Source organism: Stenotrophomonas sp. STEN014, assembly GCF_056760315.1.
Genome location: NZ_JBRREN010000011.1, coordinates 100,259 through 121,239, shown reverse-complemented (window position 1 = coordinate 121,239; position 20,981 = coordinate 100,259). Strand labels below are relative to the sequence as shown.

15 protein-coding genes and 1 pseudogene are annotated in these 20,981 nt (G+C 65.4%); 9 read left to right on the top strand and 7 right to left on the bottom strand.

Features of this window, described 5'->3' with window-relative positions; translation table 11 throughout:
* Positions 1–70 precede the first annotated feature (70 nt).
* A pseudogene (locus tag ACVOMC_RS14395) lies at positions 71–685 on the bottom strand (BCCT family transporter); the annotation flags it as partial.
* Between the two features lie 534 nt (positions 686–1,219).
* On the opposite strand from ACVOMC_RS14395, the gene ACVOMC_RS14390 reads away from it, so the two are divergent.
* From ACVOMC_RS14390 to ACVOMC_RS14370, 5 genes are all read left to right on the top strand, one after another.
* On the top strand, positions 1,220–1,801 hold the full coding sequence (locus ACVOMC_RS14390; protein WP_481524487.1) for a DUF4136 domain-containing protein: 582 nt from the start codon (positions 1,220–1,222) through the stop codon (positions 1,799–1,801).
* 20 nt (positions 1,802–1,821) lie between these two features.
* Positions 1,822–2,508: an ion channel gene (locus ACVOMC_RS14385; RefSeq protein ID WP_481524486.1), complete on the top strand. Its 687-nt coding sequence runs from the start codon at positions 1,822–1,824 to the stop codon at positions 2,506–2,508.
* 250 nt (positions 2,509–2,758) lie between these two features.
* Positions 2,759–5,062 (top strand): winged helix-turn-helix domain-containing protein, encoded by a 2,304-nt coding sequence (locus ACVOMC_RS14380; RefSeq protein WP_481524485.1) that lies wholly within the window; start codon positions 2,759–2,761, stop codon positions 5,060–5,062.
* A gap of 115 nt (positions 5,063–5,177) precedes the next feature.
* A complete protein-coding gene (locus tag ACVOMC_RS14375; protein WP_481524484.1) occupies positions 5,178–6,059 on the top strand; it encodes a helix-turn-helix domain-containing protein in 882 nt (293 codons plus the stop codon).
* A 66-nt stretch (positions 6,060–6,125) separates the two neighbouring features.
* Positions 6,126–8,966, top strand: a complete 2,841-nt coding sequence (locus ACVOMC_RS14370) for a TonB-dependent receptor plug domain-containing protein (RefSeq protein WP_481524483.1) — start codon at positions 6,126–6,128, stop codon at positions 8,964–8,966.
* A gap of 203 nt (positions 8,967–9,169) precedes the next feature.
* Here the strand turns inward: ACVOMC_RS14370 and ACVOMC_RS14365 are convergent, their stop codons facing one another.
* From ACVOMC_RS14365 to ACVOMC_RS14355, 3 genes are all read right to left on the bottom strand, one after another.
* Positions 9,170–10,288 (bottom strand): HDOD domain-containing protein, encoded by a 1,119-nt coding sequence (locus ACVOMC_RS14365; protein WP_481524482.1) that lies wholly within the window; start codon positions 10,286–10,288, stop codon positions 9,170–9,172.
* Between the two features lie 142 nt (positions 10,289–10,430).
* A complete protein-coding gene (ppa, locus tag ACVOMC_RS14360) occupies positions 10,431–10,976 on the bottom strand; it encodes an inorganic diphosphatase (RefSeq protein ID WP_054660091.1) in 546 nt (181 codons plus the stop codon).
* Between the two features lie 145 nt (positions 10,977–11,121).
* Positions 11,122–13,149, bottom strand: a complete 2,028-nt coding sequence (locus tag ACVOMC_RS14355; protein ID WP_481524481.1) for a sodium-translocating pyrophosphatase — start codon at positions 13,147–13,149, stop codon at positions 11,122–11,124.
* A 249-nt stretch (positions 13,150–13,398) separates the two neighbouring features.
* On the opposite strand from ACVOMC_RS14355, the gene ACVOMC_RS14350 reads away from it, so the two are divergent.
* Positions 13,399–13,908 (top strand): hypothetical protein, encoded by a 510-nt coding sequence (locus ACVOMC_RS14350; protein ID WP_481524480.1) that lies wholly within the window; start codon positions 13,399–13,401, stop codon positions 13,906–13,908.
* A 47-nt stretch (positions 13,909–13,955) separates the two neighbouring features.
* Here ACVOMC_RS14350 and ACVOMC_RS14345 read toward each other — a convergent pair whose 3' ends face one another.
* Both ACVOMC_RS14345 and ACVOMC_RS14340 read right to left on the bottom strand, forming a co-directional pair.
* Entirely contained in the window at positions 13,956–14,561 is a 606-nt protein-coding gene (locus ACVOMC_RS14345; protein ID WP_481524479.1) for a YiiX family permuted papain-like enzyme, read from the bottom strand.
* Between the two features lie 5 nt (positions 14,562–14,566).
* Positions 14,567–15,823 carry a 6-phosphofructokinase gene (locus tag ACVOMC_RS14340; protein ID WP_481524478.1) on the bottom strand — a complete coding sequence of 419 codons (1,257 nt, stop codon included), beginning with the start codon at positions 15,821–15,823 and terminating at the stop codon, positions 14,567–14,569.
* 149 nt (positions 15,824–15,972) lie between these two features.
* On the opposite strand from ACVOMC_RS14340, the gene ACVOMC_RS14335 reads away from it, so the two are divergent.
* The 3 genes from ACVOMC_RS14335 to ACVOMC_RS14325 all read left to right on the top strand — a co-directional run bounded on the left by ACVOMC_RS14335 (position 15,973) and on the right by ACVOMC_RS14325 (position 18,883).
* Positions 15,973–16,536: an adenylate kinase gene (locus ACVOMC_RS14335; RefSeq protein ID WP_054659115.1), complete on the top strand. Its 564-nt coding sequence runs from the start codon at positions 15,973–15,975 to the stop codon at positions 16,534–16,536.
* Positions 16,537–16,824: 288 nt separating this feature from the next.
* Positions 16,825–18,198, top strand: coding sequence for a UDP-N-acetylmuramate:L-alanyl-gamma-D-glutamyl-meso-diaminopimelate ligase (mpl, locus tag ACVOMC_RS14330; protein WP_481524491.1), 1,374 nt, complete (start codon positions 16,825–16,827; stop codon positions 18,196–18,198).
* A 79-nt stretch (positions 18,199–18,277) separates the two neighbouring features.
* Positions 18,278–18,883 (top strand): LON peptidase substrate-binding domain-containing protein, encoded by a 606-nt coding sequence (locus tag ACVOMC_RS14325; protein ID WP_481524477.1) that lies wholly within the window; start codon positions 18,278–18,280, stop codon positions 18,881–18,883.
* A gap of 78 nt (positions 18,884–18,961) precedes the next feature.
* On the opposite strand, the gene ACVOMC_RS14320 is transcribed toward ACVOMC_RS14325, so the two are convergent.
* On the bottom strand, positions 18,962–20,965 hold the full coding sequence (locus tag ACVOMC_RS14320; RefSeq protein WP_481524476.1) for a bifunctional DedA family/phosphatase PAP2 family protein: 2,004 nt from the start codon (positions 20,963–20,965) through the stop codon (positions 18,962–18,964).
* Positions 20,966–20,981 lie beyond the last annotated feature (16 nt).

The following is a 20,981-nucleotide window of genomic DNA, read 5'->3' as shown; positions in this document are numbered from 1 at the left end:
CGCCCCCCCCCCCGCGGCGGCACAGGTCCCAGGGGCCCGGGCGCCACACCCCTCACCCCGTGGCCCGGCGGGCGGCCACGGGGCTGCCCCAACCCCCCTTTGCCGGCCCCGGCCCGTGGGGGGCGCCCACCACAGCGGTGATGTTCACCAGCTTGCCGAACCAGCCGCGGTGATGATGTCCGATGACCGGTTGCAGCATGTCGCTGATCAGTCCCCGTCCATTGCGGTTGTACTGGAACCAGGCCATCGCCAGCCCGATCAGCGCATAGATTGCCCAGGGGTGCAGGCCCCAGTGGAAGAACGCATAGCGCATCGAAGCGCGCGCCGCGTCCATGCTTTGCGCTGGCAGGCCCTCGGGCGGAGTAACGAAGTGCGAGATCGGCTCGGCGGCACCCCAGAACACCAGGCCGATTCCCATGCCGGCGGCAAACAGCATCGACAGCCAGCTGGCGCGGGAGAAATCCGGTTCGGCATCCTCGCCGCCGATGCGCAGGTTGCCCAGCCGGCCGAAGGCCAGATACAGCAGGAACAGCAGCGTCAGAAAAACGATCAGCAGATACAGCCAGCCGGCGCCGCGTACCACCTCGGTCAGCGCGGTCTGCACCACCTCGTTGAACGGACCGGGTGCGATACCGGCGATGAGCACTAGCAGGGCAACCAGTGCGATGGAGACACGAAACACCATAAAGGAGCTTCTCCAGTCAAAGGGATTGAAGGGAGCTGGGCCGGGATCTGCGCAGCAGGGGGTTCTCCGCGGGCAGGCGCGGCAAGGCGCTGCAGGCGAGCCCGGAGTAGGGCCACTGGAATTGGCGCGACGATCATCATGCTACTGAACGGAATGTCACCATTTTGTTAGCGGTCGATGACGGGGCGTGGTGCGGCGGTGACCGGCTGACACGGCACCGTCCTGCGTTGCGTTGCGCGGCTATGCCGATGGGGCGATGAGTCCGCTGCGAGGACATTGCATTGGGTGACGCATCCCAGTCAGGTCACCCTCACCCGGGGCAGCGGGATCGTGTGATCGGGCAAGCCGTGGACGGGGTGGGGGCGCCACACACCGGCAGGGCGGAGACCCTCAAGTCCCCGTGCGTGGGCCCGGTTATCCCTTTCCAGCCCCTGCCACTGCCCGGAGGTCCGGGCACAGCCATCCGGCGGCTGTTTGACTGCCGCCACCGGTTGGACGTGCTAGCGTTCTTCCGTCCACCACTGGGAAGTCGTCATGGAACTTCGCACCGTTTTCCGGCTTGTCGGGCTGTCCTTGGTACTGATGCTCGCCGCCTGCGCCAGCACCCCGCGTGTGGCCAGCCAGGCGGATCCCAGCGCGGACTTCTCGCGCTACCGCAGTTTCGCGTTCTACACACCGCTGGCGCTGGAGCAGCACGGTTACACCACCATCACCAGCAACCGCATCCGTGCAGCGGTCCGCACCCAGATGGAGGCACGTGGTTATGTGTTCGATGAGCGCAATCCGGATTTGTGGGTGAACCTCAACGCGTACCTGCAGGACAAGACGCGTGTCACCACGATGCCGGAAGTGGACTACGACTATTACTACAGCTATCGCGCCCGCGGCTATGTGGCTGTGCCTTACTGGCGTGACCGTACCGATGTGTACCAGTACACCGAGGGCACACTCAATGTGGATGTGATCGATGCCCGTCTGAAGCGGCTGGTCTGGGAAGGCATCGCGGTTGGCACCGTCGGCCGTTCCGATGCGCAGCGTCGCGGCGAGCGGATCGACGCGGCCGTGGCGGCGATATTTGCCGAGTACCCCTATCGTGCGGCCGCCGCCACCCCCTAGAGTCCCGTCGCATGGCGAGGATGTCAGGTGCTTTCGCGCGCGCCCAGCTGAGATGGATCGTACTGGCACGCAAGCACCCGTCTGCCTGGTTGCTGGGCGTGCAGCTGCTGGGCGTGCTGCTGTATCCGGTGATGGAAAACATGCCGGCAGGACGTGCGGTGTTCGGCGCCTTCGGCATGGCGGTGCTGGGCTTGTCGGTGTGGGTGGTGCGTCGCAGTCCACTCACCATCTGGATTGCACTGGTGCTGGCGATACCGGCGGTGATTTTCTCGGTCGCCGGCGCCTTGCTAGATCGCTATTCGGTGACGATGGTGGCGCAGGTATTCGAATGTCTGCTGTACTTCTATACGACATGGAGCCTGATCGCCTACATGTTGCAGGATCACAAGGTCACCCGCGATGAGCTGTTCGCCGCCGGCGCGACCTTCACCCTGCTGGCCTGGGCATTCGCTTTCGCGTTTTCGGTCTGCCAACACTGGATCCCGGGCAGCTTTGTCGCCACCAGCGAGGGCGATTTCCGGACGTGGACGGAGCTGCTTTATCTCAGCTTCAGCTTGCTCTCGGGAGTGGGCCTGAGTGATGTCGTACCGGTGCTGCCGCAGGCCCGCGCGCTGGTGATGCTGGAGCAGTTTTCAGGCGTGATGTATGTGGCTCTGGTTGTTTCCCGACTGGTCGGACTGACGATCCACAAAGCCGGAAAAAAATGAACGCCAGATAAAAATTTCGCGCCCGGAGGCGCGAATTTTGCAGCAGATTATGTGTATTCGTCGGCGAGAGAGAGCCTGATGTCGTCCCGCGTGGATACGCGAGGAACCTCGATAGGCTAATATTTGCTCGATCTAATTCATTTGCGCTTTGCGTTGACGCCGTTTGCGGACTTTGGCGGTTCACTGGTAGCCCTGCTTCCAGGGGGCGGACACAGGATTGTGTCCTCCGGCAATTCCTTCCCTGAGTGGCATGGATATACCCAACAACGAAAAACCGGTGTCCGATCGCTTGCTGATCGGTGAATGTGTCGTGGTGCTGTCCTCGCGTGAGGTGCATGTGCCCGGCGCACGGCGGTTGCGCCGATTGACGCCCAAAAGTATCGGAGTGCTGCTGGTGCTGGTCCGCAAGGCCGGCCAGGTCGTCACGCGTGATGAGCTGTTCGCCGAGGTGTGGCCGGACACCATGCCGACCAACGATGTGCTCACCCAGGCGGTCACGCATTTGCGCAAGGCCTTCACTTCGGGCGAGAGCGGAATTGATGGCGCGGCATATATCGAAACCATCGCCAAGACCGGTTACCGCTTGCTGGCACCGGTGTCGTGGGAGGGCCAGGGTTCTATTCCTGCGGGACGGTCGCCGTTAAGCGAAACGGCGCTGGTTCACGGCGCGCAAGCTGGCGCAACGCATGCGGCCGATGTGCCCAGACGCTCGATACGCCGGCGGCTGCGACGCCAGGTGTTGATCGCTGTCGGCCTGGCGCTGCTGGCCAGTACGGTGGTGATGTTCTGGTTGTTGTGGACCGCGCCGGCGGTTGCCGATCCGGATGTGGTCAACACCCGTGGTACCCGTGTGGTGGGTAGCCCGGAGCGCCCCTACCGGCTCATCACCTCTACCGCAGCCTTCGAGACCAGTCCGGCCCTGTCGCCCGACGGTTCGCTGGTGGTGTTCGCCAAGGAGGAGGAGGGGCTTTCCAGTCTGTGGATACAGAGCACGGGCAATACCGCCGCCGCGCCGCTTGTCGCGCCGCCTGCAAAGGCTTCGGACCGCTTTCCGGCATGGTCGCCGGATGGGCGCGAGATCGCATTCGCGCGGTTCCATCCGGGGGACATGTGCGAGGTGTTGCTGGTGTCGGCGACAGGGGGCAGTGCGCGGCGGGTGGCGCGTTGTGATGGCACCGAGATGCTCAGCTTCGACTGGTCGCCGGACGGGCGCAGCCTGCTCTTCGGCTCGATGACAGGCAGCCAAGCCAGCCGGGGTATCCGGGTACTGGATCTGGTATCCGGCCGTTGGCCGTCGTTGCGCTATGAAACGGGCAATGACGATTTCGACTACGCGCCGCGTTACTCGCCCGATGGCAAGCGGATCGGTTTCGTGCGCAATCCGCAGGTGGGGGATCTGTGGGTGATGGATGCCGATGGTCGCAACGCCAGGCGTGTGACCGAGGATGCGGCGGAAATACGCGGCTGGAGCTGGCTCGGCGCGACCGAGTTGGTGTTCGGCCGACGTGTGGACAGCGAGTCCCGTCTGTATCGCCTGGATGTGACAACCGGCATGCTGCGTGATCTGGGCGTGGATGACGCCGACAGCCCGTCGGTGTCGCGGCAGGGACGCAGCCTGGCGTTCAAGCGGGACCACCCCAGGTACGCGCTGTTCCGGTTTCCATTGGGAGAGCAAGGCGGCAAGCCGCAGCGGTTGTTCGCATCCTCGGGGCGGGACGGTCAGCCGATGGTTTCACCAGACGGCAAACGCCTTGCATTCACCTCCAACCGCTCGGGCACGTTCGCGCTTTGGTGGGGAAGGCTGGATGATCCCGATTCGTTGCAGGTGATCGAAGGTTTCCGTCCGGAAGCGCGGCAGCCGATGGACTGGTCCGCCGATGGCCACAGCCTGCTGGTTGCCGGGCGTGACGGCGAGGGCATGCCCGGCATCTATGAGGTGACGCCCGAAGAGGGGCACTGGAAGAAATTGCCGGTGCCGGTGCATGAGCCGTTGCAGGCGATCTATGGATCACAACCGGGCAGCGTGCTGGTGCTCGAGCGCGACAACGATGACCGGATGCGGTTGACCCTGTTCGACCGCCGGCAGCAGCCATGGCGGCGCCTTGCCTCGATGGAGGGGGTGTCCCAGGTACGGCTGGACAGGGCAGGAGATCGTGTTCTGTTCACGCGGCTGGCGCACGCCGGCTTGTGGCAGGTGGGCCCGACGTTGGCCCAGAGCAGTATCAGGCTGCTCAGCACGGAGGCGCCTACGCGCTGGCGTTATCGCACGTGGGCGGTGACGGGCACCGGCCACGTGCACTATCTGCATATCGCTCCGGACTGTGCCAGTCAGCTCACCGCCATTGAGCAGCCGGATCGCAGCCTGTGTCTGGACGCGCGACGCTACGGATCGCGCAACGGTTTGAGCATGGCACCCGATGGCAGCGCCGTTTATGTCGCTTTGGCCATCGCCGATGGCACCGATATCGGTCTGATGCCGGTAGCGGAGCGTGTGCCGTGGCCTTCGCTTGGTGCAGCCAAGTGGTTGCCCTGGTTGAAAAAACCGCTTTCGTGATTCTTTCGCAAGTGGCGTCCGGAAATTTTCGGAGCAAACTCGCCGGAACTTCCTGACCCGGGGCGCCAGAGTTGGCAAAACCATCGGCCATTGACGGCAAATGATGGTGTGTCACATGCGGCAGGTATCCTGGGTCGATCGCGGCCAGTCGGTGTCATTCGAGAAGCAGGTTGAAGAGGGCGTGCGACCCAATTGCGTGGGAGTTGCCCGGCTGGGCAGTCTGCAGACCTCCGGAACGGTGTTCACGGTGTGGTTGCAGTTGCGTGGCAGCGCCTGGGTGGAGTCCAAGGAAGGCAAGTTCCGCTTGCGCCAGCGTGAGTGGATCGCGTTCGAGAAGGAGTCGCGGCCGCTGATCCAGGCCGGGCGCGATGGGATGTGTATCGGTGTGAGCCTCGACAGTGACGCGCTGCGCATGCTCGGAACGCTGGCCGACAGCAGCGTCTATACCGGCCGTGGCCGCATGACCCAGGCCGAGGCCCGGCTGGCACTGCGCCTATGGCGCGAAGCGCAAGGGCCGGGTACCAGCATCCATCACCTGCGGCCGTTGCTGCTGCATATCGCCTCGCTGCAGCGGGAGATGTCCGGTGGCGTGCAGCGGTGCCCGGGACGGTCACGGATGCGCAAGCGGCAGGTGTTCGGGCGGATGCAGCGGGCGCGCATGTACCTGGAAGGCAACAGCCACCGGGTGGTGCGTATCGGTGAACTGGCCGAGCTGACCAACTTCTCCAGCTGGTACCTGTCCAAGACGTTCCAGAGCCTGTATGAGGAAAGTCCGCAGTCGTTGTCTGCACGCCTGCGTCTTGAACGTGCGGCCATGTTGCTGCGCGATACCGACATGATGATCGGTGAAGTGGCCGCTGCCAGTGGCTTTGACAATTGCTGCAGCTTTGCGCGGGCATTCCGCTCCAAGTACGGCACCTCGGCCACCCGCTACCGCGAGGCGATGGAAATGTTGCCGCCAGAATCGGCAAAGTTTCCGATTGGGTTGCGCAAATAAAACGATGCGACTCGAACGTAACGTTCAGGGGTGTTTAACGCACCACTAACGTAATCGGAGAGATTGATGAATTTTCGTACTCCCGCTGTGCGGTTGGGCTTGCTCCCGGCCGGCATTGCCATTGCGCTGACCCCGGCTTTTGCCTCGGCGCAGGACGCCGCTGCTGGCGCCACCACGCTGGACCGCCTGGAAGTCACCGGCTCGCGCATCCGCGGTGCCAACATGGAGACCCAGCAGCCGATCCTGACGCTGAGCCGTGAAAACCTGGAAAAGCAGGGCTTCACTTCGGTTGCCGACGTGCTGCAGAACATGACCTCGGCCGGCTCCCCGGCCATCTCGCGTTCGGAATCGCTGGCTTCGGGCGAGAATGTGGGTGGCTACTACATCGACATCCGCAACCTGGGCGCCAACCGCACCCTGGTACTGATGAACGGCAAGCGCCTGGGCGCCACCTCTGGTGGCTACCAGGATCTGAGCCAGATCCCGATGTCGGCCATCGAGCGCATTGAAGTCCTGAAGGACGGTGCCTCGGCCATCTACGGTTCGGACGCCATCGCCGGCGTGGTCAACGTGATCACCCGCAAGAACTTCGACGGCGCCGAAGCAAACGTCCATATCGGCCAGTACGGCGAAGGCGACGGTGACCTGGAGCAGTACTCCTTCACCATGGGTGCCACCGGCGAGCGTGGCAGCCTGACCCTGTCGGCCGAGTACAGCAAGCAGGATCCGGTGATGGCCGGTGACCGCTGGTACTCGCGTGACGGCGGCAAGGGTCCGAATTCGACTCCGGCTGACTGGAGTGCTGTGACCAACAAGGGCAGCTGGTTCGGCCCGTGCGGCCCGGGCGGCGCCGATGCATGGTGCACCCTGAACGAAGGCGGCAATCCGAACAACGTTGCGGATTACCACCCGATCACCCAAGGTGAGTACACCAACGCCAATACCGAGATGAGCCTGCAGACCGGTATCGAGCGCAAGTCGGTCTATGTCAACGGCACCTACGACTTCACCGACAACATCTCGTTCAACGCGGACATCCTGTACAACGAGCGTAATACCGACCAGCAGATCGCCGGTTACCCGTACCAGTCGGCGCAGGCTGCTATCAACACCCCGATGTCCGCCGACTCGGTGTTCAACCCGACTGGTGAGCAGATTCAGTTCCGTCGCCGTCTTTCGGAAGTGCCGCGTACCACCGACAGCCAGCTCAAGACCCTGCGCTTCGCGCCGTCGGTCAGCGGCTTCTTCGATTTCGCCGGCAAGTCGTTCGACTGGAATGTCGGTGCGCTGTTCAACCGCAACGAGTCGGTCAAGAGCAACCACGGTGACATGAGCCTGATCGCTGCACGTCAGGCGCTGGGTCCGTCGTTCATCGACGCCAATGGCGTTGCCCGTTGCGGCACCGCCGCCAAGCCGATCGACGGCTGCCTGGCCTGGAATCCGCTGCTGCCGATCGGCGTGGCTGGCCCGGGTTCGCTGGCGGACAAGGATCTGCAGGAATTCCTGTTCCCGACCTTCACCACCACCGGTGTCTCCAAGACCACCGCGTTCACCGCTGACCTGGCTGGTTCGATCATGACCCTGCCGGCCGGTGACCTGGGCTTCGCCGTCGGTATCGAGCACCGCGAAGAAGACGCACGCTACGTGCCGGATGCGTTCATGCAGTCGGGCCAGTACACCGGTCTGGCGCAGAGCACCACCAACGGCAAGTACGACCTGGACGAGGTCTACCTCGAGCTGAACATCCCGGTGCTGGCCGACATGGCTTTCGCCAAGGAACTGACCATCAACGTTGCCGGCCGTTACTCGGACTACAGCAACTTCGGCGACACCGTGAACGGCAAGTTCGGTGTCACCTGGCGTCCGCTGGATGAACTGCTGGTCCGTGGCACCTACGCCGAGGGCTTCCGCGCTCCGTCGATCGACAACATGTACGGTGGCATCAGTGCCAGCTTCGAGCGTTACACCGATCCGTGCTCGGTCGGCGTGGCCGGCAGTGTTGCCGGCAATGCCGCCTGCACCGCGGCTGGCGTGGCTCCGGACTACGTGCAGTTGGGCCAGGGCTCGGAGCCCTGCACCACCTGGCCGTGCGCTACCCCGGACCAGTTCATTTCCGGTTCCAACCCGAACCTGAAGCCGGAAACCTCCACCAGCAAGACCGTGGGTCTGGTGTGGAGCCCGCGCTGGGTGCAGGGTCTGGACATCTCGCTTGACTGGTACAACTACCAGATCAAGGACATGATCATCTCCGACAGCGTCACCCGCATCCTGCGCGATTGCTATGTGCTGGGTGACAGCAGCCGTTGTGCCGGTATCGTGCGCGCCGCCGATGGTCACATCACCGAGATGTTCTACGGACTGGCCAACCTGGGTCAGATGGAAACCGAAGGCTACGACCTGGGTGTGAAGTACCGTCTGCCGGAACTGGCTATCGGCCAGATCTCGCTGGATTGGCAGACCACCTACACCGCCAAGTACGACGAAGTCGGCCAGAACAAGGCCGGTGACAAGATCATCATCGGCAACGTCGGTTCGCCGGGTATCTTCCGCGTGCGTTCGAACGTGGGCGTGAACTGGGAGTACGGCGATTTCGGTGTGAACTACACCGCGCGCTACTTCTCGGGCATGAAGGAAACCTGCATCACCACCGCCGAGGGCTGGTGTGACCTGCCGAACCGTTATGAAAACGGTGAGAAGGCTCCGCTGCGTACCACCGGTTCGAACACCTTCCACGACCTGCAGGTCAGCTACAAGGCGCCGTGGAATGCCACCGTTGCCATCGGTGCGAACAACCTGTTCAACCACCGTGGCGCGCTGCAGTACTCGGCGCCGAACAGCGCCTTCGCGTACTACGGCGGCTTCGACATCGGTCGCTTCCTGTACCTGAAGTACACCCAGAAGTTCTGATCCATCGGATTTCTGTGACGCAAGACCAAGGGGTGGGCCGCAAGGCCCACCCCTTTTCTATGGACCTGTCCCGGATGCAACAGCGCCTGCGTGCCGCCTCCCGTCCGGACTTGAACGGCTATCCCGGTGGCTGGAGGGGCCGCAGGCAGATACCAAAAAGGCCGCCCAGGGGCGGCCGTTTCGCTGTGCTGCCCGGCGGGGGGTCAGGCCTCGACGCTGAGTCCGGCCAGATCGGCCGCCAGCTCGCGCCAGCCTTCAAGCTTGGAAATCACCCCGGTACGGGTCAGGTACTGCTCGTCGACCGCCGTGCCGCCGGCCAGTGCGGTGGCCACATGCACCGCGCCGCTCACCCAGAAACTGCGCACGGTCGACCGCTGGGGTTGAAGGTGGAAGGCGACGGCTTCGATGATCGGCATCGGCAGGCCCCACAGCCCAAGCAGATAGGCGCCGGCTTCGGCATGGCCCGGGCGGTCGTCACCGTCGGCCAGAGCCTCGCTGCGCTCGTTGCGTACACCGGGCAGCAGCAGGCCGATGTCGGCCAGCAGTGCGGCGGTGGCGCCCAGCTCGGCACTGGAGGCGGGCAGCATCTTTGCGGCCAGCCGTGAGGCCAGCAGCGCGCGGGACTGCAGGGCGTTGCGTTCGGCGGCTGAAATGGCGGCCAGCGAGAAAACCTCACTGGCCAGCACCAGGTCGCGCAGCGTCGACAGCCCCAGCCGGGTCACCGCGCCACGCAGGTCGGAGATGGCGCGGCCATTGTTGAAGAAGGCCGAATTGGACAGCTGCAGCACCTTGGCGGCGATGGCCGGATCGGCCGCCACCAGCTTGGCGATCTCGCTGGCATCACTGTCTTCGTTCTCTTCCAGCGCCTGCATCAGGCTCAGGTACAGATGGGGCGGGGAGGGCAGCTTCTCGATGCGGCCGATGGAAGTGCGCAGACGCGGGCTGTCGAGCAGTTCGCGCAGCTCTTCCAGGCTGGTGAGGGCCTCCAGCAGCACTTCCGGCGCCAACGGCAATGGCAGAAAGCGATGGGCCACGCCGATGATGCGGGCCGAGGGGGAGCGCTGGCTGCTGTCGGTATCGATCAGCGCGATGCGGATGGTTTCCGGGCGCAGCGTGCGGATCTGGCCCAGCAAGGTGGCCGGGGTGAGATCGGCCAGCACCGGGGCTACGATGACGGCATCCACGGCCGAGGTCGCCACTGCGGCGATGGCGGCATTGCCATCCGGGGCGGTCTGCAGCTGCCAATCCTCTCCAAGATCGCTGACGTACTCGAAAAGTTCGTTCGACAGACTGGCTTCATCGCCGACAAGCAGGATACGCAAGACACTTTCCCCAGAAAAATACAGTTACTTGGCCACAACGGAAACAGGCCGGGAAAACCGGCCTGTCAATGTAGCCGAACCCCGTAACAGGGTCATGCGCTACAGATATGAAACGTGATCACTGTCGCTGCAGGCGGCAGGATCAGCCTTGCTGTTCCTGCTGGGCCAGGAAGGTCTGGTGGGCTTCCACCAGGATCTTCTTGGCTTCGGCGGCGTCGCCCCAGCCTTCGATCTTGACCCACTTGCCCTTCTCCAGATCCTTGTAGTGCTCGAAGAAGTGACCGATGCGCTCCAGCCAGTGGCTGGAGACCTGTTGGATGTCTTCCACATGGGCATAGCCGTTGAAGATCTTGGCCACCGGCACGGCCAGGATTTTCTCATCGCTGCCGGCTTCATCACTCATTTTCAGCACGCCCACCGGACGGCAGCGCACGACCGAGCCCGGTACCAGCGGCAGCGGCAGCACCACCAGCACGTCGGCCGGGTCGCCGTCGCCACACAGGGTCTGCGGCACGAAACCGTAGTTGCAGGGGTAGCGCATCGGCGTGGAGAGGATGCGGTCAACGAAGATCGCGCCGCTTTCCTTGTCCATTTCGTACTTTACCGGCTCCGAATCCTTCGGAATCTCGACGATGACGTTGATTTCTTCCGGCGGGTTCTTGCCCGGCGAGACAAGTTTCAGGCTCATTGCGCTGACTCCGAATCGTGATGTTTGGGGAAAACGCCCATTCTACGCTGGCGCCTATTGCACTGCATCACGCCCGCCCCTGGAAACAGGACACCCCGCCGGAGCGGGGTGTCCTGTCCTTCATAAACAATGGCTTGCGGAGTCTCTACAGCAACGGCACCAGCAGCAGCGCGACGATGTTGATGATCTTGATCAAGGGGTTGATCGCCGGGCCGGCGGTGTCCTTGTACGGGTCGCCCACCGTATCGCCGGTCACCGCCGCCTTGTGGGCGTCGCTGCCCTTGCCGCCGAAGTGGCCGTCCTCGATGTACTTCTTGGCGTTGTCCCAGGCACCGCCACCGGTGGTCATCGAGATCGCCACGAACAGGCCGGTGACGATGGTGCCGATCAGCAGGCCGCCCAGGGCTTTCGGTCCCAGGAGCAGGCCGACCACCACCGGCACCGCCACCGGCAGCAGCGAGGGCACGATCATTTCCCGGATCGCCGAGCGGGTCAGCATGTCCACTGCACGGGAGTAGTCCGGTTTGCCAGTGCCCTGCATGATGCCGGGGATGTCGCGGAACTGGCGACGCACTTCCTCCACCACCGCGCCGGCGGCGCGGCCCACCGCTTCCATCGCCATCGCCCCGAACAGGTACGGGATCAGGCCGCCGATCAGCAGGCCGATGATCACGGTGTGGTCGGACAGGTCGAAGGCGAAGACCGCGCCCGGGTTGGCCAGCTGCAGGTTGTGCGTGTAATCGGCAAACAGCACCAGCGCGGCCAGCGCCGCCGAGCCGATCGCATAGCCCTTGGTCACCGCCTTGGTGGTGTTGCCGACCGCATCGAGCGGATCGGTGATCTCGCGGATTTCGGGCGGCAGTTCGGCCATCTCGGCGATACCGCCGGCGTTGTCGGTGATCGGGCCGTAAGCGTCCAGCGCCACGATCATGCCGGCCATCGACAGCATCGCGGTGGCGGCGATGGCGATGCCGTACAGGCCGCCATGCAGGTGGGAAAACCAGATTGCGGCGCACACGGCCACCACCGGCAGCGCGGTGGACTTCATCGACACCCCGAGCCCGGCGATGATGTTGGTGCCATGGCCGGTGGTCGAGGCCTGCGCCACGTGCTGCACCGGCTTGTACTGGGTGCCGGTGTAGTACTCGGTGATCCACACGATCAGACCGGTGAGCACCAGTCCGATCAACGCGCAGATGTACAGATTCATCGCGCCATAGGGTGAATCGGCCATCAGCTGGGTGGTGACCGGCCAGAACGCGATCGCGGCCAGCACCGCCGAGACGATCACGCCCTTGTACAGCGCGCCCATGATCGAGCCGCCCGGCTTCACCTTGACGAAGAAGGCGCCGATGATCGAGGCGATGATCGACACCCCGCCCAGCACCAGCGGAAACAGCACCGCGTTGCGGCCGACCTCGGCCATCATCATGCCGCCCAGCAGCATGGTGGCGATCACCGTCACCGCATAGGTCTCGAACAGATCGGCGGCCATGCCGGCGCAATCGCCGACGTTGTCCCCCACATTGTCGGCGATCACCGCCGGGTTGCGCGGGTCGTCCTCGGGAATGCCGGCCTCGACCTTGCCGACCAGGTCCGCGCCCACATCCGCCCCCTTGGTGAAGATGCCGCCGCCCAGCCGCGCGAAGATCGAGATCAGCGAGCTGCCGAAGGCCAGCCCGACCAGCGCGTGCAGGTTGTCGGCCTGACTCAGGCCCAGCTTCTGCAACACCAGGTAGTAGCCGGCCACGCCCAGCAGGCCCAGCCCGACCACCAGCATGCCGGTGATCGCGCCACCGCGGAACGCCACATCCATCGCCGCGCGCAGGCCGTTGCGGGCGGCCTCGGCGGTGCGCACGTTGGCCCGCACCGACACGTTCATGCCGATGTAGCCGGCCGCACCGGACAGCACCGCGCCGATCGCAAAACCAATCGCGGTGTACCAGCTGAGGAACAAACCGACCAGCACGAACAGCACCACGCCGGCGATGGCGATGGTCAGGTACTGTCGGTTGAGATAGGCCCGCGCGCCTTCCTGGATGGCGGCGGCGATTTCCTGCATGCGGGCGTTGCCGGCAGGTTGGCGTAGGACCCATTGGGCCGAAATGATGCCGTAGACGATGGCGACCGCGGCGCAGACCAGCGAAAGCACAAGACCGTACTGTTCGAGCATGACCCCTCCAACAACGTTGATGGATGCCATCCAGCAGTGGATGAAGCGGGGACACGCCGGGCAGAACGAAGCACTGGAACAGACCCGGGGCCGCAGGCGGCTGTGGTACGTGTCGCGGTGTTCAAACAATCCTGGAGCGGTCCGAGTATGACTGGCAGCTGTCTGCACCGCCAGCCGGCCCCGTCCTTGCCCTGGGGTTCAGCACCACGCTGGCAGCGTCGGCCCCTTTCCGATACGGAACCGACAATGATGAAAGCCGCCGCTGTCCTGATCCTGTTCACCGCGCTGCCGTTGCCGGTGCTTGCCGCCAGCGCCAAACCGGAGATCGAACGCCCCGCGGGCAGTGCGCAAGCCGATGGTGCGGTGCACACCGTGCGGCAGATTCCCGAGGCCTGCACCCGTATCGAAGGGCGTTTTACCGGAGACGCGGCCAGTCCCTATGACATGCAGCTGGTACGCACCAGTGCGCAATGCCAGCCGCGTGCGGTGTTTCTGGATTTCGCCAGGGTCACGCCCAGCGATGCGGCCGGCTGGAAGCTCAATGAAGTCGTGCGTATTCCATCGGCCGCCTGCCGCTCACGACAGGCGCAGGTGGAGGTGTGGCGCAAGCCGGCTGGACAGCAGGTCGCGCTGGATGGTCAGGGCCAGAACCGGGTCTATCTGGGCGATGCCAAGACGCAGGCTGCCGCCGGCAAGCTGGCAGCGCTGCCGGCGTACTCGGCCCGGTTGTCGGTGGAAGGCGCCGCCTGCACCCGTTGAACGCGTGAAAGGTGTCCGCCCGTTTCAACGGGCCGGACACTCGGGCCTCAGCGCTGGTCCACGGTGACCAGCATGGGTGAGGCGAAGATGGCCGCCGGCGAAATCACCGGTTCGTCCCGTGGGATGTTCGCGCCATAGCGCTCGCGCAGTTTGGCCCGCACGGCCGGTGCCTGCAGGTCGAAGCTGTCCAGCCGCGCCAGCGGTGCCAGGCGGATGCCGGTGGCATCGCGGTACAGCTTCCACACCAGTTCGGAGCAGTAGATGCGCTGGTCGGACCACTCGAAGGTCAGGTCGTAGGGTTTGCCGAGGTAGGGCGTGGCCGCGCGCTGCAGGCGTGCCTTGGCGTTGGCATCCAGCGGCGTTGCGGGCCGTTTGATCACATAGCGGCCTTGCCTGCCACGGTCGAGCCAGGCCTGCAGTGGCGTGTAGCGCACCGGTTGCACGGCTTCCAGCACGTGGGGGACACCGCCGCGCAGCAGCACGATGCCCATGTGGCTGTAGGGCGAATGCGTGGCGGCCTGCACCGCCACGCTCTGGCTGGAGGTCGAGGTGTGGAACACGATGTCGCCGTCCTGTGGCGTGTAAGCCGATGCCGGTAGCGTCCAGCACACCAGCAGCATCAGCAACGCCCAAAGGCCAACGCGCGGATACATCGTGCTCAGCCTTCCCACGCCGGCAGCTTCTTGGTCACCGCCACATTCTTCAGCGTCACGTACTTGGGCAGGCCATCGCGCCCATATGGCAGTGGCGCCTCGCCGCGGATCAGCGGCTGCAGGTAGCGGCGTGCCTTCTCGGTGATGCCGAAACCGTCCTTGCGGATGAAGCCGGCCGGCATCTTCTTTTCGTGATTGGCGATCTTCGACAACGGCGCTGCTTCGATCTTCCAGCGGTAAGGCGCATCCGAGCTGCGCACGATCACCGGCATCACCGCGCTGTGTCCCTTCAGTGCGAACTGCACGGCCGCCTTGCCCACGGCCTGCGCCTGTTCCCAGTCGGTCTTGGACGCGATATGGCGGGCCGAGCGCTGCAGGTAGTCGGGCAGGGTCCAGTGCACCTTGTAGCCGAGTTCGGCCTTGACCTTGCCGGCCAGGTACGAGGCGACGCCGCCGAGCTGGGTGTGGCCGAACGAATCGGTGGCGCCCCCGGCATCGGCGACGAACTGGCCGTCGGCGGTCTGGATGCCCTCGCTGGCCACCACCACGCAGAAACCGACCTTGGCCACCACCTGCTTCACCTTGGCCAGGAATTTTGCTTCGTCATAGGCACGCTCCGGCAGCAGGATGATCTGCGGTGCGTCGTCGGGGTTTTCGCCAGCCAGACCGGCGGCTGCGGCCAGCCAACCGGCATGGCGGCCCATCGCCTCGTAGATGAACACGCGGGTGGAGGTTTCGGCCATTGCGGCCACATCCAGCGCGGCCTCACGCACCGAGATGGCGGTGTACTTGGCGGCCGAGCCGAAGCCGGGGCAGGTGTCGGTCACCGCCAGGTCGTTGTCGATGGTCTTGGGCACGCCCACGCAGGTCAGCGGGTAGCCGTACTCCTTGGCCAGCTGCGAGACCTTCAGCGCGGTGTCGGCCGAATCGTTGCCGCCGTTGTAGAGGAACCAGCGCACGTCATGGGCCTTGAACACCTCCAGCAGGCGCTCGTATTTGGCCCGGTCCGCATCCAGCGATTTGAGCTTGTAGCGGCACGAGCCGAAGGCGCCGCCCGGCGTGTGGGCGAGCGCGGCAATACTGGCGGCCGACTCCTTCGAGGTGTCGATCAGTTCCTCGCGCAGCGCACCCAGGATGCCGTTCCGCGCGGCCAATACCTTGATTTTCTTAGACCTTGCTTCAGTGATGACGGCCGAGGCGGTAGCGTTGATGACGGCGGTCACGCCACCGGACTGGGCGTACAGCAGGGTGCCTTGGGACATGGGTAAAACTCTCCGGGCGGGGGACATTCCGGGACATTGGCCGGATGCGGTAAGCTGCGCATATTGCGGTGCAGCGTGAATCGGCCCCTGAGTCTAACGCCGCTGTCCGTCCCTGAAAGACATCATCCTCAAACATATGGGAGTCAGGAATGCGATTGGTTCTGTTGGGACCGCCCGGTTCGGGCAAGGGCACGCAGGCGACGAGCCTGAAGGAACAACTGCAGGTTCCGCACATCTCCACCGGTGATCTGCTGCGCGCCGAAGTGGCCGCCGGCACCGAGCTGGGCAAGCAGGCCAAGGCGGTGATGGACGCCGGCAACCTGGTGTCCGACGACATCCTGCTGGGCATGCTCGAATCGCGCCTGTCGCAGGCCGACACCGCCAAGGGTTTCATCCTCGACGGTTACCCGCGCAACGTGGCCCAGGCCAACGCGCTGGGCGAACTGCTGGCCAAGCTGGGCCAGCCGCTGGATGCGATCGTGCAGCTGGATGTGCCGACCGAGCTGCTGGTCGAGCGCATCGCCGGCCGCGCCCAGGAGCAGGGCCGCGCCGATGACAACCCGGAATCGGTGCGCCAGCGTCTGCAGGTCTACAACGATTCGACCGCACCGGTGATCGATTTCTACGCCGCCAAGGGCACCCTGGCCCGCGTCGATGGCGTCGGTGCGCTGGACGAAGTGCTGGCCCGCATCCTGGCCGCGATCAAGCGCTGATCCGCTGGCGGCTGTGGCGGGCAACGGCCACGACCGCCCAGACGCAAACGCCCGGATCCAGTGATGGATCCGGGCGTTTGCATTTGTAGAGGCCAGCAGATGGGCTTGCTCAGAGCCCCGCAGCATGAGCTCCCTGGGGATGGCCTCTTGGGGAGTAGGACCTGAGGGATACTGCGGCTGGCGTGGCGCATTCTGGGTCCGATTGGCTGAACGCGGTATCAGGTAATCCCCTACATACGGGTAGGTATTCCGGAAGGGCGGTACCCGGGCGTGAACGCATCGGCGACAATCGCCGGCATGAGCAAGATCCATATCCTCGGCATTGCCGGTACTTTCATGGGCGGTGTGGCCGCCTTGGCCCGCGAGCTCGGTCACCAGGTCGAAGGCAGCGACCAGGCGGTGTATCCGCCGATGTCCACCCAGCTGGAAACACTGGGGATCACGCTGTCGCAAGGCTATCTGCCCAGCAATATCAGCGCTGATTGCGATGAGGTGGTGGTCGGCAACGCGCTCTCGCGCGGCAATCCGGCGGTGGAAGCGGTGCTCGATGACGGCCGTCGCTACACCTCCGGCGCGCAGTGGCTGTCCGAGCAGGTGCTGCCCGGGCGCGACACCCTGGCCGTGGCCGGGACCCACGGCAAGACCACCACCACCACGATCCTGGCCTACCTGCTGCAGGCTGCCGGCCGCGAGCCCGGGTTCCTGATCGGCGGCGTGGCCGAGGACTTCGGCGTCTCGGCGCGGATCGGGCAGGGCCGCGAATTCGTGGTCGAGGCCGATGAGTACGACACCGCGTTCTTCGACAAGCGCAGCAAGTTCGTCCATTACCGGCCACTGGTGGCGATCCTCAACAATCTGGAATACGACCACGCCGACATCTTCCCGGATGTGGAAGCGATCGAGCGCCAGTTCCACCATCTGGTGCGCACGGTGCCGGCGCGCGGCCGGCTGATCGTCAATGGCGAGGATGCGCACCTGGCGCGGGTGCTGGCGATGGGTTGCTGGACGCCGGTGGAACGCTTCGGCTTCGCGCCGTCGCTGGAATGGAGTGCGCGGCTGATCCACGACGATGGCAGTGCGTTCGCAGTACTGCACCGCGGGGTCGAGATCACGACCGTGCAGTGGCCGTTGCTCGGCCGGCACAACGTGCTCAACGGCCTGGCCGCGCTGGCCGCCGCGCAGGCGGTGGGCGTGGATGTGGCGGCCGTGGCGCCGGCCCTGGCCCGCTTCCATAGCGTCAAGCGACGGATGGAGGTCATCGGCACCGCCAATGACATCACCGTCTACGACGATTTCGCCCATCACCCCACCGCCATCCACACCACGCTGCAAGGCCTGCGGGCCAAGGTGGGTGAAGCGCGCATCGTCGTGGCGATGGAGCCGCGCAGCAATTCGATGCGGCTCGGTGCCCATGCCCAGGCGCTGGCGCCGTCGCTGGAGCTGGCCGATGCGGTGGTGTTCCTGGCGCGTCCGGAACTGCCGTGGGATGCGGCAAAAGTGATCGATGACGTGCGCGGCGATGCCCAGGCCGTGGCCGATACCGATACGCTGCTGCAGCGTCTGGATGAGCTCGCGCGCGCCGGTGACCATGTGGTGTTCATGTCCAACGGCGGCTTTGATGGCGCGCCGCGCCGCTTCCTGAAACAGCTGCCGGGCGGCTGAGAATGCTGCCCGGACGATGGTCAGGCCAACGCCAGGGCGTACTATTCCGGTGCAATACGACTTTTCCCGCTGATCGATGATGTCACCGCAGACGCTCCCCCTGTTTCCCCTGCACGCGGTGCTGCTGCCCGGCGCCGCGCTGGGCCTGCGCGTGTTCGAGGCACGCTATCTGGATCTGGTGCGCGAATGCGGCCGCAGCGGCGGCAGCTTCGGTATCTGTCTGATTCTGCAGGGCAAGGAAGTCGGTGCGCCGGCCGTGCCTGCGGCATGGGGGGTGGAAGCGCTGATCGAGGATTTCGACGTCGGTGCTGATGGCGTGCTGGTGTTGCGCCTGCGCGGCGGCCGCCGTTTCCATGCGACCGGCACGCGGGTGCGCGACAACGGCCTGGTCGTGGCCCAAGTGCAGTGGTGCGAGCGCGACAGTGACGATGAACTGCGGCCCGAGCACGGGCTGCTGGGCACCTTGCTGGAACATATACTCGAACAGGCCGGCGGGCAGTTCGCCGGGATCGGTCCGGCGCAGCTGGACCAGGCCGCCTGGGTCGGCTGGCGGCTGGCCGAACTGTTGCCGCTGGCCGAGGAGCAGCGGCTGCAGCTGCTGCAGGAGCACGATCCGCACCAGCGCCTGGACCGCCTACTGGAATGGATACCGGGATTCGACGTGCCGATCGAGGAGCCGTTGTAACCGCAATCCAGGCCGTCGCCGGGAAAGCGCCGCCACCCCCCGCGTTGGGTGAGGCGACACCATCGCGCGTGACGAGGCCTACGGCGCCGGTTCGCTGCGGATCATCAGCAACGGCAGGTCGCTGTCGTCCTGGGTCTGCTGCCGGCTTTCCAGTCCGTCCAGCGACTGCTTGAGCGCGTCCAGCGCCGGGTCCACCCCGCGCAGCGGCCGCCACATCCCGAACAGCTTCAGGTGGCGCTGGAAACGCAGGGTCTGTGCGCTGCCCAGCCACACCGGCGTGCTGCCGGGCTGCAGCCGCACATGGGACGGCCACAGCCGCAACGCGTAGATCTCGTCCGGCCGCGTGCCCGGGCGCAGCATCAGCAGCGCCTCGACATTGGTGTCCAGCGTCGCCGGCAGCACCGGCACCTCGTGCGGGCTGGCCTTCTGGTCCAGCATCAGCAGCGCCTGTTGCCAGCCGGCCTGCGGCTGCAGGGTCCAGCCGTTACGCTCGAGCTGCCGCTGCAGCGGCGCCAGCGGACCGGCGACCTGCACATCCAGCGGCCAGCGCTGGTCGTCATCGAACTCGTTGCGACGGGCGGGCAGTTCGCGCCAGCCGTCCTGCCACCAGTGGCCGGCGGCGATCAGCCGGGGCGCCTCGGCGACCGGCTCGAACTTGGCCAGCTTGGCCGGCACATTGCGCGGCGCGTACCACAGCCCGGCCAGGATGAACGTGCCATAGAACAGCCAGCCCACCGGTTTGACCCAGAACGAGCGGTTGAACCGGCGCCGGTAGGCCACGCCCAGCACCAGCAGCCAGAACATGCCGAACAGCATTCCGCCGATCACGTCACTGAGCCAGTGCGCGCCGAGGTAGATGCGCGCAAAGCCGATCACGGTGACGACGATGCCCGAGACCAGATAGGGCCACACGCGCGCGCGCCCCGGCAGTTCGCGGCCGATCAGCACCGCGAAGAAGCCGAAGGTGATGGTCGCCATCGTCACCGCCACCGACGGGAAACCGAAGCCGCTGCTGGCTGCCGGCGGACGCACCACATCGACGGTGGCGCCCAGCAGCTTGGTCAGCGCCAGGCCGAAGGCCAGTGCCGCCAGCCAGTGGGCGGCGGCCATCCAGCGCCGGCGCCAGGCCAGATAGCCCATGCCCACGGCGATGGCCGGCAGCAGCACCTGCCAGTCGCCGAGCGAGGCCAGCGCGGCCATCGGGTAATCGGCCAGCGGGTTGCGCAGCGCCAGCATCAGCCGGTGTACGGCCAGGTCCAGCGCCAGCGGTTCGCCGTGGCCGACCACCACCATCAGCAGTACGAACCAGCCCCAGCCCAGCAGCAGCAGCATCAGCGCCAGCATCGCCAGCGGCACCGATTCGCGCCGGTGCGGGTCGAACAGATCGGTCAGCGAGCGTCCCAGCAGCTGCGGGTGGCGCTGCGACCAGTGCAGCAGCCGTGCCAGCCAGCCGTCCATGCGGGTGGCCGACCAGCGGTAGCTGTACAGCACGATCGCCCACACCAGCCCGAGCATCGCCCCGAGCAGGGCCAGCACCACGAACAGGCGCCCGGCCACGGCGGCCACCGCGTCGTAGGCCTGGCCCAGCGCCCAGCCAGGCAGCAGGAACAGGATCGCCCAGGACACGCAGGCGATACCGCTGGCCTTGAGGTAGCGGCTAAACGGCATGCTGGCCATGCCGGCGATTGCCGGTACGAACGGCCGGATGGCGCCGACGTAGCGGGCGATCAGAAGGCTCTTGAAGGCGTTGCGCCGGAACAGCACTTCGCCGCGGTCCAGCAGCTGTGGATAACGGCTGAACGGCCAAACCCCGCGCAGGCGGTCGCCCCAGCGGCGGCCGACCCAGTAGCTGATGCCGTCGCCGGCAAAGGCACCCAGCGTCGCGCAGGTCACAGCGTACGGACCGGACAGCTCGCCCATGCCGATCAGCACGCCCACGGCGATCATCAGCGGAAGCGCCGGCACGATCGCACCGAGGATGATCACCGCGTCGCAGAAGGCAATGGCAAATATCGCAGCGCCGGCCAGCACCGGGTGGGCGGCGATCCACGCGAGCGTGGCGTCGATCCAGGAAGAATTCATCGGCCGATTATAGGGG